General features: G+C 64.6%; 14 protein-coding genes. 7 read left to right on the forward strand and 7 right to left on the reverse strand.

The annotated features are described in order from the left end of the window. Nucleotides 1–56: 56 nt before the first annotated feature. From AAG612_RS01825 to AAG612_RS01835, 3 genes are read left to right on the forward strand one after another with little or no spacing between them, the layout of a single operon-like run. On the forward strand, nucleotides 57–1817 hold the full coding sequence (locus AAG612_RS01825; RefSeq protein ID WP_342506682.1) for a long-chain fatty acid--CoA ligase: 1761 nt from the start codon (nucleotides 57–59) through the stop codon (nucleotides 1815–1817). Nucleotides 1818–1826: 9 nt separating this feature from the next. Next, nucleotides 1827–2045: a hypothetical protein gene (locus AAG612_RS01830; protein WP_342506684.1), complete on the forward strand. Its 219-nt coding sequence runs from the start codon at nucleotides 1827–1829 to the stop codon at nucleotides 2043–2045. Between the two features lie 4 nt (nucleotides 2046–2049). Beyond that, nucleotides 2050–2481 carry a DUF1330 domain-containing protein gene (locus AAG612_RS01835; RefSeq protein WP_342506686.1) on the forward strand — a complete coding sequence of 144 codons (432 nt, stop codon included), beginning with the start codon at nucleotides 2050–2052 and terminating at the stop codon, nucleotides 2479–2481. Nucleotides 2482–2516: 35 nt separating this feature from the next. On the opposite strand, the gene AAG612_RS01840 is transcribed toward AAG612_RS01835, so the two are convergent. The 7 genes from AAG612_RS01840 to AAG612_RS01870 all read right to left on the reverse strand — a co-directional run bounded on the left by AAG612_RS01840 (nucleotide 2517) and on the right by AAG612_RS01870 (nucleotide 9901). After that, on the reverse strand, nucleotides 2517–3116 hold the full coding sequence (locus AAG612_RS01840; protein ID WP_342506688.1) for a YbjN domain-containing protein: 600 nt from the start codon (nucleotides 3114–3116) through the stop codon (nucleotides 2517–2519). 11 nt (nucleotides 3117–3127) lie between these two features. Then, nucleotides 3128–3781: a hypothetical protein gene (locus tag AAG612_RS01845; protein WP_342506691.1), complete on the reverse strand. Its 654-nt coding sequence runs from the start codon at nucleotides 3779–3781 to the stop codon at nucleotides 3128–3130. A 77-nt stretch (nucleotides 3782–3858) separates the two neighbouring features. Beyond that, a complete protein-coding gene (locus AAG612_RS01850; protein ID WP_342506692.1) occupies nucleotides 3859–4935 on the reverse strand; it encodes a PA0069 family radical SAM protein in 1077 nt (358 codons plus the stop codon). Nucleotides 4936–5700: 765 nt separating this feature from the next. After that, on the reverse strand, nucleotides 5701–6735 hold the full coding sequence (locus AAG612_RS01855) for a sodium:calcium antiporter (protein ID WP_342506694.1): 1035 nt from the start codon (nucleotides 6733–6735) through the stop codon (nucleotides 5701–5703). A gap of 64 nt (nucleotides 6736–6799) precedes the next feature. After that, on the reverse strand, nucleotides 6800–7327 hold the full coding sequence (gene moaB, locus AAG612_RS01860) for a molybdenum cofactor biosynthesis protein B (RefSeq protein WP_342506696.1): 528 nt from the start codon (nucleotides 7325–7327) through the stop codon (nucleotides 6800–6802). 13 nt (nucleotides 7328–7340) lie between these two features. Next, nucleotides 7341–9101, reverse strand: coding sequence for a lytic transglycosylase domain-containing protein (locus tag AAG612_RS01865; RefSeq protein ID WP_342506698.1), 1761 nt, complete (start codon nucleotides 9099–9101; stop codon nucleotides 7341–7343). Then, nucleotides 9098–9901 (reverse strand): uracil-DNA glycosylase family protein, encoded by an 804-nt coding sequence (locus AAG612_RS01870; protein WP_342506700.1) that lies wholly within the window; start codon nucleotides 9899–9901, stop codon nucleotides 9098–9100. Before AAG612_RS01870 ends, AAG612_RS01865 begins: the two co-directional genes overlap by 4 nt. 85 nt (nucleotides 9902–9986) lie before the next feature. On the opposite strand from AAG612_RS01870, the gene AAG612_RS01875 reads away from it, so the two are divergent. The 4 genes from AAG612_RS01875 (at nucleotide 9987) to AAG612_RS01890 (ending at nucleotide 13621) form a co-directional block, all read left to right on the forward strand. Further along, nucleotides 9987–11633, forward strand: coding sequence for an electron transfer flavoprotein-ubiquinone oxidoreductase (locus tag AAG612_RS01875; protein WP_342506702.1), 1647 nt, complete (start codon nucleotides 9987–9989; stop codon nucleotides 11631–11633). A gap of 77 nt (nucleotides 11634–11710) precedes the next feature. Beyond that, on the forward strand, nucleotides 11711–12067 hold the full coding sequence (locus tag AAG612_RS01880) for a hypothetical protein (RefSeq protein ID WP_342506704.1): 357 nt from the start codon (nucleotides 11711–11713) through the stop codon (nucleotides 12065–12067). Between the two features lie 15 nt (nucleotides 12068–12082). After that, the gene (locus AAG612_RS01885; protein WP_342508581.1) at nucleotides 12083–12892 is read left to right on the forward strand and encodes a 4-(cytidine 5'-diphospho)-2-C-methyl-D-erythritol kinase; all 810 of its coding nucleotides are present in this window, start codon (nucleotides 12083–12085) and stop codon (nucleotides 12890–12892) included. Between the two features lie 6 nt (nucleotides 12893–12898). Next, nucleotides 12899–13621, forward strand: coding sequence for an N-formylglutamate amidohydrolase (locus AAG612_RS01890; RefSeq protein ID WP_342506705.1), 723 nt, complete (start codon nucleotides 12899–12901; stop codon nucleotides 13619–13621). The last annotated feature ends 57 nt before the right edge of the window (nucleotides 13622–13678 follow it).

The following is a 13678-nucleotide window of genomic DNA, read 5'->3' on the forward strand; positions in this document are numbered from 1 at the left end:
GGCGCGGCATAACCTGCGCATTCTCCCCGACAAAACAGACCTTGAAGGGAGAGATGATGCTCGGAGCGATGCAGGACTGGGACCTGTTGGTCACCCATGTGATCGACCATGCGGCGCGCGAAACACCCAACCGAGAGATCGTGACCCACTGGGCGGATGGCAGCGAGACCCGCACCGACTGGGCGGGGATCCGGCGCGATGCGCTCAGGATGGCGCAGGCACTTGAAGCGCTCGGGGTGAAAAAGGGCGACCGGGTCGCAAGCCTGGCGATGAATCACTCGCGCCATCTGGTCAGCTGGTATGGCGTTGCCGGGATGGGCGGGGTGCTCCACACCATCAACCCGCGCCTGTTTGAGGATCAGCTCGAATATATCGCCAACCACGCCGAAGACCGCGTGCTGCTCTATGATGCAGCATTCCAGCCGATCATCGACAAGATGAAAGACCGCTGGACCAGCATCGAGCATTACATCTGCTACGACCCCCCAACGGAGAGCGAGGCTACCGGTTTCGAAGACTGGATCGGCGCGCAGGACGGCGATTACACCTGGGCACAGGTCGACGAGCGCGATCCGTGCATGCTGTGCTACACCAGCGGGACCACCGGTAATCCCAAGGGCGTGCTTTACGAACACCGCTCGACCGTGCTGCACGCGATGGCCGCGATTCAGCCGCCGGCGTTCAATTTCGATGCGTCGTCGGTGATGCTTCCCGTGGTCCCGATGTTCCACGCCGCGAGCTGGGGCCTGCCCTTCGCGGGCGGCATGGCGGGCATCAAATTCGTGTTCTCTGCGATCAACGAACCGGCGGTACTCTACGAGCTGATGGAGCGCGAAGGCGTAACCGACAGTGCAGGCGTACCAACGGTGTGGCTCGCCACGTTCCAGTATTGCGACGCCAACGACAAGCCACTGCCGAAACTTCGCGCGGCAACCATCGGCGGATCGGCGGCGCCCAAGTTCATGATTCGGCGCCTGATGGAAGCGGGCATTCGTGTGCAGCACGCCTGGGGGATGACCGAAACATCGCCCATCGGCACGCTCGGTGGGCCGACCTGGGACTGGGATAGCCTCACCCTCGACCAGAAGGTCGACAAGGCGGCGATGCAGGGCCGCCCGGTCTTCGGTGTCGAGCTGCGCACGGTCGATCTGGACGATCCCGCCAAGGTCCTGCCGCGCGACGGCGAGGCGTCGGGCGCGTTGCAGATCCGGGGGCCATGGGTCATTCGCCGGTACTTCAAGGCAGAGGAAGACGCGCTGACGCCCGACGGCTGGTTCGACACCGGCGACGTCGCGATCCTGCATCCGGACGGCACGATGCAGATCACCGACCGCACGAAGGATGTCATCAAGTCGGGCGGCGAATGGATCAGCTCAGTCGAGCTGGAAAACGCGGCTGCGGGTCATCCGGCCATCGCGGAAGCTGCCGCCATCGGCATGTATCACCCCAAGTGGGATGAGCGGCCGGTACTCTTCTGTATCCGCAAGGAGGGGCAGGCTTGCACGGCTGAGGACGTGATCGACTACCTCAAGGATCATGTCGCCAAGTGGTGGCTGCCCGATGCGGTCGAGTTCGTGGACGATATTCCGCACACCGCCACGGGCAAGATCAGCAAGAAGGACCTGCGCGACCGGTTCTCGGATTACCAGCTACCCGAGGCGGAGGAGGGGGGGGCGCCTGCATCCCAACCGACCCCCGAACCCGAAATGGCCACCGCCGCGCCTGCTCCTGCTACCGAGGTGCAGAACGGTGATGCTCCGGCGGAAGGCGACGGTAAGAAACGCGGTGTCTTCGGGCGCATGTTCGGCAAGGACTAGGGACGCGGCATGACGATCCGGCATGGCATCGCCATCCTGATCGGGCTCGGCCTTGCGATGGCGGTGTTCCTGATCATGACGCTCGCCCTGTCCGCAGCGCGCGGGCCCGATTTCCTCTCGCCCACCGCGATGAGCATTCTCGGCCTGGCCTGCCTGCTGGTCGTTGCGCGGCCGGCCTGGGGCATCGCCAAGCGCCTGCTGCCCGATAGCCCCTCCGATGAGGAATGACCAGATGACGACCTATATCGACCCGAGCCGCGAGAACTTCGAGGCATTCAAGGCCCTGCCTCGCGACCAGCCGATCCACATGCTCAATATGCTGCTCTACCGCGATCGGGCCGAGTATCCGGACGGCCACGAACATGCGGGCAAGGGCTGGAACGGGCGCCGCGCCTACGAGGAATACGGCAAGACGAGCGGGCCGATCTTCCACCGCGTCGGCGGGTCGATCGTGTGGCGCGGCGCCTTCCAGGCGATGGTGACGGGGCCGCACGAGCGGCAGTGGCACGATGGTTTCGTAGCGCACTATCCCAATGCGAGCGCCTTTTTCGAGATGATCAAGGACGCCGCCTATCAGACCGCGGTCGTCAACCGCACTGCCGCGCTGATCGACAGCCGTCTGATGCGGTTCGAGCCGGGCGGGGAAAGCGACACCTTCGGTTGATTGTCGGTTCCTGCGACGCCCGGTGAGAGCCGCGGTTATTCGCCATAAATATAGCCGGGCAGCTTCTTCGAGGAGCGGGCGAACAGGCCGATCATCTGCCGGTAGTTTTCCATCGATATCCCCCCGTCGGCGATCACGTAAAGCCGCACGCTGATGGTGCCGTTGGGATCGAGATAGGCGCGCCCGAAGTTCTGCCGATAGTTATATTCGTTGATCCCGTTCGCGATATCCTGCGCCGTAACGTCGCTCGGCGTTTGGTAGCTTACCAGGATCGACGTCCCCAGGCAGCCGGTCGACGTTGCTTGATCCTTGCATGCCAGCAAAACGGCATCCGCTTGCAGCCCGTTATCGAACCGGACGCTAATGTTGGGCTTGCCATCCTGGTCCGCCGTGGTTGCGCCCAGTTCCGCCAGCGTCGCCTTGAGTGCGCTGGTGGTAAAGACATCCAACTGCCGCGAAGCGTCGAAGCTTTGCGCTTGCGCCGCCGTGCTTGCGCCAATCGCCAAAACCGTGCCGAGAGCCAGCGCTTTCATCGAATTCCCCTCAAAATACATCCGCAAACCCGGCTGCGAGCTTACCGAGCATATCGCGATCCGCAAGGCCCGGGAACGAAGATCGCTCACGCGCGCGGCCACGCTTCCTGCTCCTAATCCGCGCAGTATTCGAACTCGCCTTGCTCGCAGCGACGCACGGCTTCGCGCCATTGTGCCATCCGTTCTTCGTAGGCGTCGCGATTGGCCACCGCCTCCGCCTCGATCTCGCGGTTGCGCCGCTCCACCGCAGCGACCTCGGCCTCGTACCTTGCCCGGTCCTCTTCGGAAGTTGCCCGCCGGCTCGCGTTCATCTCGTTGATCGCTTCGGTGTAGACGATCATCTGCCGCTTGGCGGTACAATCGCGAACCGATGCCTCGCTCTCCTCGCCCGACAGCGCGGGATCGGCATTACGGCGACATGCCCGCGCGACCGAATCCATGCGCGAGTCGATATTGATGCCTTCCTCGCGCAGCATCTGCAGCATGCTGTCCATGCCCGGGTCTGCGCTCGCCAGCTCGGCCCGCTCCGCCATGATCGCCTGGCAGCGGCTGCTGGTGTAGATATCGAGCAACGCCTTCGCGCGCGCTGAGTTGCGATCTTGCGGGGTGTCCATGGCGGCCAGTTCGCTTCGCGCGCTGTCGCACTGGACATAAGTGTAGGCTTCGCCGCCGGTCGGAGCGGGATCGCCGGAAGGCTGCGCTAGCACCGTACCCGCGAGCGGGGTGGCGATTGCCAGAAGGAACACGGTGCCTTGGAAAATACGCATGAAGCTCCTCCCAAATGTGCGACGCGAAACTACCACCGAAAGGGGCGATAGCAAGCGGATCCCCTGCGCCTCCGGTGTTAGAGCAACCGCATCTGCCCGTCGACCATCGGCGCGCGGAATCGTGAGCAGTCGAGCGCGAATTTCGCCTTGCCGTCCCCGATGCCTGCACGGCGACATGCCACGCGAAAGCGCGCGCGGAACAGATCTGCCCAGACGCCGGTCGGCTTCAGCCGGGTGAAGAAATCGGGATCATTATCCTTCCCGTTGCGGATTGAGCGGACGATGGACATCACCTTGTCCTTGCGATCGGGAAAGTGGGTTTCGAGCCACTCGCGGAACAGCGGAGCCACTTCGTGCGGCAGGCGCAGCGGAATCCATCCGGCGGAGGTCACGCCGAGTTCAGCCGCGCGTGCGACGATCCCTTCCATCGCGTCGTCGGTAATCGCGGGGATGACCGGCGCGATCGAGCAATGGGTCGGGACGCCCGCCTGCGTCAACGTCTCTAGCGCGGCGATCCGCTTGATGGGGGAGGGCGCGCGCGGTTCGACCAGCCGCGATAGCTTCGGGTCGAGCGAGGTGACCGAAATCGCCACTGCGATCAGGTTTTTACGGGCCATCTCTCCGAGGATGTCGAGGTCGGCCAGAACCCTGTCGGACTTGGTGGTGATCGTCACCGGATGGCGCGCGTCGAGGCATACCTCCAGCATCTGCCGCGTGATCCGGTAACGGCTCTCGATCGGCTGGTAGGGATCGGTGTTGGTGCCCATCGCGATCGGGCGCGGCTGGTAGCCGGGCTTGGCCAGCGTTTGCGCCAGCAGCTTCGCCGCATTCGGCTTGGCGAACAGCTTGCTTTCGAAATCGAGGCCGGGGGAGAGGTCGAGATAGGCGTGGCTGGGCCGCGCGAAACAATAGATGCATCCATGCTCGCACCCGCGGTAGGCGTTCACCGATCGGTCGAAGCCTATGTCCGGCGACTGGTTGAAGGAGAGGATCGAGCGCGGCTTTTCGATCGTCACCTCGGTGCGCAGCTTGGGGACGGGGCCGTCGATGGCCTCTCGCTCGTCACGCCAGTCGCCATCGGCCTCGCGCGACGGCAGGTCGAAGCGCGTGGACACGTCCCCGCTCTGTGCGCCTCTGCCTTTGACCTGTTCCATAGCGGGGAACATAAAGAGAACGCAAGCGTGAGTCGATCCAGATTTTTGCGGCGTTCCCAACGCCGAGGCAATCGGCAGCTCCGACGCTTTCGGGCAATTTGGTTCGATGTCTCAACCGGGGTGGAGAGCGGTCGTTAGGACGAGAACAAACACCAGGCGTAATCAAGAGCGCATCTCTTTGTTGGGTCCTCACGACCGGCATGCGGGGTTACTGCTACAATGTCACGCGGCGACCTATCAGGTGGGAGGTCAAGGAAATCGACCGCGTTTCCGGTGCCGAACGAGACAACCGAGCCATCGCGGAAGGTGAGCTGGAACAAGTGATATCCCATCCCGCTCTCGCCAGCGGCATATATGGTCTCTGCAAGCTCTCGCGGCAGTCTCGATGGGCTTTCCTCGAGGTCCGCCACCTCCTCCAACGGCACCGACTTCTTGCCGGTGTCTTCCTCTGGCCACACCCCCCATTTCTCGAACCACTGCGCGGCAGGGCATAGGTATACGGCGTCTCGCAGTTCGCCAGTGCGAAGCGTTACAAGTGCCGGATAGTAGATCGCCTGTGTTGGCTCGATCTGCGACAGCCTATTCCGAAGTTCGTTCGGAAGACGCGGGTAGCGCTGAGCTCCACTCAAAGGGTTCGTCATTGACTTCTGCGGCACCAGTCGACTGTCTGCAATCGGGTCGTTAGCGGAATGGCGGCTTCGGAATTAGGGAATACGGAACCAGACTTTCTGTGAGAACCCGCCATACCCTACCTTCGCGGCCAATTCAGCCCAGCGCCACCTGCAGCACCGCCGCGGCCAGCCATAGCGCCAGTAGGATGACCGATTCCCAGCCGATCCCGCCGGGCCCCTGCTTCTCGCGCCGCAGCAGGCCCAGCAGCAGGATCGCAGTCATGATGCACACCAACGCCATCCAGAACAGCGAACGCTCTCCGATGGCGTGATAAATCGAGCCGTCGCGATAGGCGATGTCGCTCGCCGAGACGAACAGCGCATCGAACATGTTGCCGCCGATGATCCCGCCGATCGCGAGCTGCAGCGCGCCGCGCCGCACCGCTGCGATGGTGGTGACGAGTTCGGGCAGCGAAGTGACCACGGCGGTCCCCAGCGCGCCGACGACGCCTTGCGAAATGCCAAGCTGCGCGCTGAGCGCGAGGCCGGTGTCGCCCACGACATAGCCGCATCCGCCGACGATCAGGACGAGGCCCGCGAAAGATGCCGCCAGCAGTGCGGTTGAGCGTGGATCGTCTTCAGGGTCGTCTTCCTCGAGGCGCAGCCCGTCGGTCTTGATCGGCCGCCACATGGGCTCTTGCCGGATGGAGTGGGCATTGTGCAGCCCGACGAGATAGACGAGGATCATCACCGGGCTGGCCGGGTGAACGCCGAAGAACGCGATGTCGGGCGCGGCGTAAGCCATGATCGGCATGGCCGAGAGGATGATGAGCACCGTCGCTTGGCCGAGGTTCACCGTGCTCGCGCCGGCGTGTTCGAGGTTCACCTTGCGATAGAAGATGTCGGCGAGGGCGAGGAACATCGTCTGCGCCGCAATCCCGCCCAGCGCATTGGAGACAGCGAGTTCGGGCGCGCCGCTGGCGGCCGTGGTGACCGAGGTGACAATCCCCGAAATGCTGGTGCCCGCACCCAGCAGCACCGCACCGATCAGCGCTTCGCCGAGGCCAGTGCGGTCCGCCAGCACATCCGCGATGCGCGCCATCTTGCTGCCGAAGAAGGCGATCAGCAGCGCGCTGGCTGCGAATAGCGCTCCGAGCCATTCAAGCGGAAGGGACTGGATATCGGGCATGGGGCTTGCTGAGAGAGCGCGCCCCCGGGTCTATCGTTCCAGCAGAGTTATCGTTCGAGCAGACTTATTTTTCCAGAAGGCGAGGCATCAGCTCGACGAAGTTGCAGGGCCGGTGGCGGCTGTCGAGCTGGTCCTTCAGAATTTTATCCCACCCGTCCTTCACCGCACCATTGCTGCCGGGAAGGGCGAAGATGAAGGTGTCTCCCGCCAGCACCGCGCAGGCGCGGCTCTGGATCGTCGAGGTGCCGATGCTGTCATAGCTGATCCAGCGGAACAGCTCGCCGAAACCGGGGATGTCCTTGTCCTTCACCCGGTCGAGCGCTTCGGGCGTGACGTCGCGCCCGGTCAGCCCGGTGCCGCCGGTGGTGATGACCGCATCGACATCCACGCTCGCGATGCATCGGCGTAGCACCTCGTAGATCTCGGCTGCGTCGTCGGGGCAGATCGTCCGCTCGATCAGGATATGCCCCGCCTCGCGCACGCGCGCCTCGAGCAGGTCGCCGGAAGTGTCGGTCGACGGTTCGCGCGTGTCGGACACGGTCACGATTGCAATGCCGATGGGCGTGAACGCGCGGGTTTGGTCGATCGGCATCGGTCCGCTTTCATCAACGGCGTGTGAGGCGCGTGTCGACCTGGTTCGCCTCGGGGAAGCCCGGCCAGCGGTTCATCGCCAGTGCCTGCCGCGTGGGCGAGGGGGCGGCCGCCTGCCGCTCGTACATCCAGTAGTTGCGGGTGACGATGGCGACGTAGCCGCGCGTTTCCCAATAGGGGATCGATTCCATGTAGAGCAGCGGATCGTCCTGATCGCGTACTTCGCTGTTCCAGCGGCCCACCGGGGTCAGCCCCGCATTATAGGCGGCCATGATCTTGGGCAGCTTGCCCTGCGTGTAGGAATGGTCGCGCAGCATTTGCAGATGGCGCTGGCCGAACGCGAGATTGACGTCGGGCTGATTGAGCGAACGCGGATTGCTGCCGACCCCGAGGCTGGGCCCATGCTGGCGGGCGGTCGCGGGCATGATTTGCATCAGTCCGCGCGCGCCGGCGGGGCTCACGACCGCCGCGCGGAAGTTCGATTCCTGCAGCGCGTGGGCATAGGCGAGCGCGGGGTCGACCTGCCAGCCGTTGACGGGTGCCCAGCGCGCGACGGGGAAGCGCAGCGCCGGATCGGGCGTGCCGCCACGCGGCGCGTTATGCGCCATCCACAGCTGGGTGGAGGGCAGCCCAAGCTCGCGCGCGAGGCGCGAGAGCGCGGTGAATTGCGACGGATCGCCGATCCTCGCCTGATGGCGCAGCACCTCGTCGGCCAGATCGTCCTCCCCAATCTGGGCCAGCGCCACGGCAGCGCGCACGTTCTCTTCCCCGTTCAGCCGACGCCAGTCCTCGGGGCTGAGATCGGGCGTCTCGCCCGCACGCGGCAGCAGTTGGCCGAGCTGTTCGCGGGCGAGCATGCCGTACAGCGTCTCGTCCATCATCGCCGCGCCGCGCAACTTCTCGGTCGCCTTCTCGGGCTCACGGCAGCGGATATAGGCGCGGCTCGCCCAGTAATAGCTGGCGGCGGAAAGCTCGGGATTGATGGCGGACGCGCCCGCACGCTCGAAACCGTCGGCAGCGGTCGCGCAGTCGCCCATCCGCCACGCGGCAAGGCCGATGACCCATTCGCCTTCGGCCACCCACGCTCCGCTGCCGTCGCGCACGGTCTGCGCCATCGCGAGAGCGGCGGCGTCCTGGTTCTCGATATAATAGCTCCATGCGACCCGCTGGCGCCATTCGGCCCGCGCCGCGCTGCTGAGAGTCGCGTCGACCCCGTCGAGCAGCACGCGCGCGCCATCGGGATCGTCGTTCTTGATCCGCTCCAGAATCGCGGAACTGATATCGCGCGGCATCGTGCCGTCGTCGATCCCGCGCGGCAGGATGCGCTTGCTGGCATAGCCCTGCGGCTGGAAGCTCTGCTCGCGCGGCAGGTACGGCGCGCTCATCAACCCGCGCTTCATCGCGAGGTTGCTGATCTGCTCCGCTTGCGGCAGCGTGCTGCCCTTGGCGAGCCATTGCTGGAGCTGCGGCAGTTCGATGCGCGGGCTGTTGGCGTCGAGATAATACTCTGCCTGCGCCACCAGCTTTAGCGGTTCGTCGGGCCGCTGCGCGAGCAGGCTCTCGACCTCGCTCCAGTTGCCCGCATCGAGCGCCTGAAAGACCTTCGCGTAGAACTGTCGGTCCGCGTCGTTCAACACCTGCGGGATGTTCGGGTTTGCGGCACGTTCGCGGAAATAGTCCGCTGCGGTTTGTGCCTCACCATTCTGCGCGAGCGCGGGAGCGACTGTCGCCGTCGCGGCGAGAGCGGCGGCGAGCGAAAGGATAATGCGTTTCATGGGGGACTGTGGTTCCACTCGAGCCATCGATTCCAGGTCTGTGCGCGTTTGGCCGGATTGCGCAAAAGGGTCGCCATGTCCGGTACTGCAAAGGCCGGAACGCTAACAGAATCAATTGCGATATTGGTTAACGCGGCAGGTTCCTGCGCCGTCTCGTGCGCCAGCAGCGACCAGACGCGGCTTCCACAGGCGATGATCGTCTTTGGGCGGGCGAGAGCGATGTGATGCAACAGCAAGGCGCCGTAGCCCGCCTTCGCAACGGCGTTCCACTCGGGCCGGAGGTTGTGGCGCGGCAGCACGCTCGCGAAATAGGCGGCATCGGGCGCGAAGCCCATCGCACGCAGCATATTGGCGGCCAGCGTGCCGCCGGGTCCGCCGAGCAGCGCCTCGCCATCCTCGGCTTGCGGCTGGTCGATCACGAGCATGACGGGCGCCTCCGCCGCGCCGCGCGGCGCAATGCGCGAGTAGGCACCGGGCGGATCGAGCATTTCGCTTTCCAGCCACCATTGCTGGAATGGCGCCAATTCGGCAGGCCATTGCTCCCGATCGCCGGGATATGTGCCCTCGCTCTCCTCGTCGAGGAAGCGCGACAAGGCGGCTTTCTTCGGCTCGGGAAGGGGCGCCGGAGCGGCCTGCTTTTCCGTTACGGCTGCGGTGGCCTGCGCTTCTTCCTCGGGCGACGACAGCCATCCGCCGGGCGCGTCGGCGACATGCTCTTCCACGCCCGCTTCCCGCCACCAGTCGAGGCTGGCGACGAACGCTTCGCGCAATTCATCGGGCTTGGTGGAAAGATCGGACATCCCGAGGGAGGTCTTGACCTGTGGCGCGCAGGCAATCAAGTCACAAGCGACTAAAGCATAAGCCGGGAAAGGGCTGCAACAGGATATGACCGAACGCGAATCCATGCCATGCGACGTGCTGGTTGTGGGCGGCGGCCCCGCCGGCCTCTCCGCTGCCATCCGCCTCAAGCAGATCAACGAAGAGCTTGAGGTCGTCGTCCTCGAGAAGGGATCGGAGATCGGCGCGCATATTCTCTCGGGCGTGGTCCACGATCCCAAGGCGCTGAACGAGCTGTTCCCCGACTGGCGGGACATGGACTGCCCGATCGGCGAGGTACCGGTGACCGACAATTGGCACTGGGTCCTGCGCAAGAACGGCAAGTTCGCGATGCCGCACATCGCGATGCCCCCGCTGATGAGCAACAAGGGCAACTACGCCGGATCGCTCGCCAACCTCACTCGCTGGCTGGGCGAGCAGGCCGAAGCGCTGGGCGTGATGGTGTTCCCCGGCTTCCCCGCCGCCGAAGTGATCTATGGCGATGAGGGTGCCGTCGCCGGTGTCATCACGCAGGACATGGGCATTGCCGAAGACGGATCGGAAAAGCCCGATTTCCAGCCGGGCATGGAAATCCACGCCAAGTACACGCTGTTCGCGGAAGGCGCACGCGGCAGCCTGACCAAACAGCTCAAGGCGAAATACGACCTCGAGAAGGATTGCCAGCCGCAGACCTACGGCCTGGGAATGAAAGAGCTGTGGGAAATCGACCCCAAGAAGCACGTGCCGGGCCGTGTGATCCACACGCAGGGCTGGCCGCTCGATAACGACAGCTGGGGCGGCGGTTTCCTTTACCACATCTCGGACAACCAAGTCGCGCTCGGCTTCGTGGTCGCGCTCGACTACGCGAACCCGTACCTGTCGCCCTACCAGGAATTCCAGCGCTGGAAGCACCACCCCGATATCCTCGACATCCTCGAAGGCGGCAAGCGCGTGGCCTATGGTGCGCGCGTGATCAACGAAGGCGGCTGGCAGAGCGTGCCGCAGCTGGCATTCCCCGGCGGTGCGCTGGTCGGTTGCTCGGCGGGCTTCGTCAACGTGCCCCGGATCAAGGGCAGCCACACCGCCATGAAGAGCGGGATGCTGGCGGCCGAAAGCGTCGCGGCGGCGATCGCGGCGGGCAAGGAGCACACCCAGCTCGACGAATATGACGACGCCGTTCGCGAAAGCTGGATTGCGACCGAGCTCAAGAAGGTGAAGAACGCGCAGCCCGCGATCGCCAAGCTGGGAGGCGATTTCGGCACCGTTCTGGCGGGCATCGACATGTGGATGCGCACGCTCAAGATTGGGCTGCCCTTCACGCTGAAGCACACGCCCGACTACAAGCACACGCAGCGCGCGGACCTGCACGACCCCATCGTCTATCCCAAGCCCGATGGCGAGATCAGCTTCGATCGCCTGACGAGCGTGGCCTACAGCTTCACCAACCATGCCGAAGACCAGCCCAAGCACTTGAAGGTGCTGGACATGGAGCTCCAGAAGGAAAGCGAGCTGGGCGAATATGCCGGCCTCTCGCAGCGCTATTGCCCCGCAGGCGTGTACGAGTGGGTGAAGGACGAGGATACGGGCGAGGACAAGTTCGTGATCAACGCCCAGAACTGCGTCCACTGCAAGACCTGCGACATCAAGGACCCGAACCAGAACATCGTCTGGACCGTGCCCGAAGGCGGCGGCGGGCCCAACTATCCGAATATGTAGTGCGCCAGCGCCGGGATGGACCTATCAGGTCGGCTCCGGCGCTCGCATCGGGCGGGCCCACAGGAAAGAAACGCGTCATGCAATTTTTGCCGATCCTCACGGCAGGGACGATGCTGGTCCTTGCGCATTCGCCGTGCCTCGCCCAATCCGCGCAAACGCCAGGCGTGACCGAAGTTGCACCCGGCGTGAGGAAAGTCGACGGCGCGCAGGTGCCGAGCACGCAGATCAGCGCGGCGGCGCTGAAATCTGCGATCGAACAGGACCAGACCTTCAAGGCGATCAAGAAGCTTTTCACGGTGAAGGGTATCGAAAGCCCCGGTCCTGCCGGCACGACCACGCATATGTACAAGATAGTCGATACCGACACGGGGGAAGACAAGGTCGTCATCCTGTTCGTGAAGGGCAAAAAGATCGTCGACTATCTCATCACCTGAGGGACCGTGACCGACATCGCCCCCGAGATTGGGTACGCCAAGCTTAACCTGGCGCTGCATGTCCGAAAGCGGCGCGAGGATGGCTATCACGAGCTCGAAACGCTGTTCGCCTTTTGCGAGCATGGCGATGTGCTGAGCGTTGAGCCTGCGCTGCGCGACGAAGTGCGCACGGTAGGCGAGTTCGGTGGCCATGTGGGCGATCCGGGCGACAACCTCGTCGCGCGGGCATTAAGCGCCCTGCCGCATCCCGATGGCCTGTCGATCACGCTCGAAAAGAACCTCCCCGTCGCCGCAGGGCTGGGCGGCGGCTCGGCGGATGCAGGCGCGGTGTTCCGGCTGGTCGAACAGCTCCACGGCCTGCCCGACGACTGGCAGGATCGCGCGCTGAAGCTTGGCGCGGATGTGCCCGCATGCGTGCGCTCAGAAATGGCAGTCGGCCGCGGGGTGGGGGAGGAGCTTGCGCCGCTCGACAACGACCTGAGCGGTACGCCCGTGCTGCTCGTCAATCCGCGGATCGCGCTCTCGACCGGTCCGGTGTTCGCCGCATGGGACCAGTTCGATCGCGGGCCGCTCCCCGAAGGGACTGCGCGCGAAATGGCGCTGGAGGGCCGCAACGATCTCGAAGAGCCTGCGATCTCGATCTGCCCAACCATCGCCCAGGTGCTGCGCTCGCTAGGCGCCACCTCGCCGATGCTCGCCCGCATGTCCGGCTCGGGCGCGACCTGCTTTGCGCTCTACGAGGACACCGAGCTGCGCGACGCTGCCGAGCGCGAGATCGCGCTGCGCCAGCCGGGGTGGTGGCGGATGGCGACAGTTCTTAGATAGGCGCGCATGACAGACGCACCTTTTCGCCAGATCGGCACTCCCAGGCGAGGCGGCATCATCGCGATTGCCGACCACGCCAGCAATTTCGTACCCGACGACATCGAGCTCGGCATTCCGGCCGAGCTGATGGACCAGCATATCGCGATCGATATCGGCACAGCCGGGGTGGCCGAGCGGCTGGCACGCAAGCATGGCATCGCGGCGCAGATCGCGCAGGTCAGCCGCCTCGTGATCGATCTCCACCGCAACGAGGGGGATGATGCGCTGGTGGTCGCGTCGAGCGACGGGCACACGATCCCCGGCAATATTGGTGCGAATATTGAGCGCCGCACCGCACTTTACCACCGCCCCTACCACGAGGCTTTCGCTGCGATGGTCGCCGAGGCGCAGCCCGCGCTGATCCTCGCCATTCACAGCTTCACGCCGGAGATGGCCTCGACCGGCGAGCAGCGCCCGTGGGACGTCGGCCTGCTCTATAACCAGGACGATCGCGCCGCGCGGGTCGCCATCGACTCTTTCACCGCCATGGGCTTCACGGTGGGCGACAACGAGCCCTATTCGGGCAAGCAGCTCAATGCGACGATGGATCGTCATGCCGAAGCGAACGGTATCCCCTACCTGACCATCGAGCTGCGGCAGGACCTGGTTGCCCGCAAGAGCCATCAGGCGGTGTGGGCGGACCGGATCGCAAAGGTCGCGCAAGACGTGCTGGCGACGCTGGCAACCTAATAATTACTTTTTGCAGGTAATACCGGTCGCTCTCCGGGTCGCAGGAGACGATTGAAA

Origin of the sequence: Citromicrobium bathyomarinum (assembly GCF_038594605.1) — a bacterium.
Taxonomy (GTDB): Bacteria; Pseudomonadota; Alphaproteobacteria; order Sphingomonadales; family Sphingomonadaceae; genus Alteriqipengyuania; species Alteriqipengyuania bathyomarina_B.

Bases quoted from the DNA above. Each gene is read 5' to 3' on its own strand.
- AAG612_RS01875 (WP_342506702.1), top strand. From the start codon at position 9,987: ATGACCGAACGCGAATCCATGCCATGCGACGTGCTGGTTGTGGGCGGC.
- AAG612_RS01855 (WP_342506694.1), bottom strand. From the start codon at position 6,735: ATGCCCGATATCCAGTCCCTTCCGCTTGAATGGCTCGGAGCGCTATTC.
- AAG612_RS01825 (WP_342506682.1), top strand. From the start codon at position 57: ATGCTCGGAGCGATGCAGGACTGGGACCTGTTGGTCACCCATGTGATC.
- AAG612_RS01880 (WP_342506704.1), top strand. From the start codon at position 11,711: ATGCAATTTTTGCCGATCCTCACGGCAGGGACGATGCTGGTCCTTGCG.
- AAG612_RS01865 (WP_342506698.1), bottom strand. From the start codon at position 9,101: ATGAAACGCATTATCCTTTCGCTCGCCGCCGCTCTCGCCGCGACGGCG.
- AAG612_RS01835 (WP_342506686.1), top strand. From the start codon at position 2,050: ATGACGACCTATATCGACCCGAGCCGCGAGAACTTCGAGGCATTCAAG.
- AAG612_RS01890 (WP_342506705.1), top strand. From the start codon at position 12,899: ATGACAGACGCACCTTTTCGCCAGATCGGCACTCCCAGGCGAGGCGGC.
- moaB (WP_342506696.1), bottom strand. From the start codon at position 7,327: ATGCCGATCGACCAAACCCGCGCGTTCACGCCCATCGGCATTGCAATC.
- AAG612_RS01850 (WP_342506692.1), bottom strand. From the start codon at position 4,935: ATGGAACAGGTCAAAGGCAGAGGCGCACAGAGCGGGGACGTGTCCACG.
- AAG612_RS01830 (WP_342506684.1), top strand. From the start codon at position 1,827: ATGACGATCCGGCATGGCATCGCCATCCTGATCGGGCTCGGCCTTGCG.
- AAG612_RS01870 (WP_342506700.1), bottom strand. From the start codon at position 9,901: ATGTCCGATCTTTCCACCAAGCCCGATGAATTGCGCGAAGCGTTCGTC.
- AAG612_RS01845 (WP_342506691.1), bottom strand. From the start codon at position 3,781: ATGCGTATTTTCCAAGGCACCGTGTTCCTTCTGGCAATCGCCACCCCG.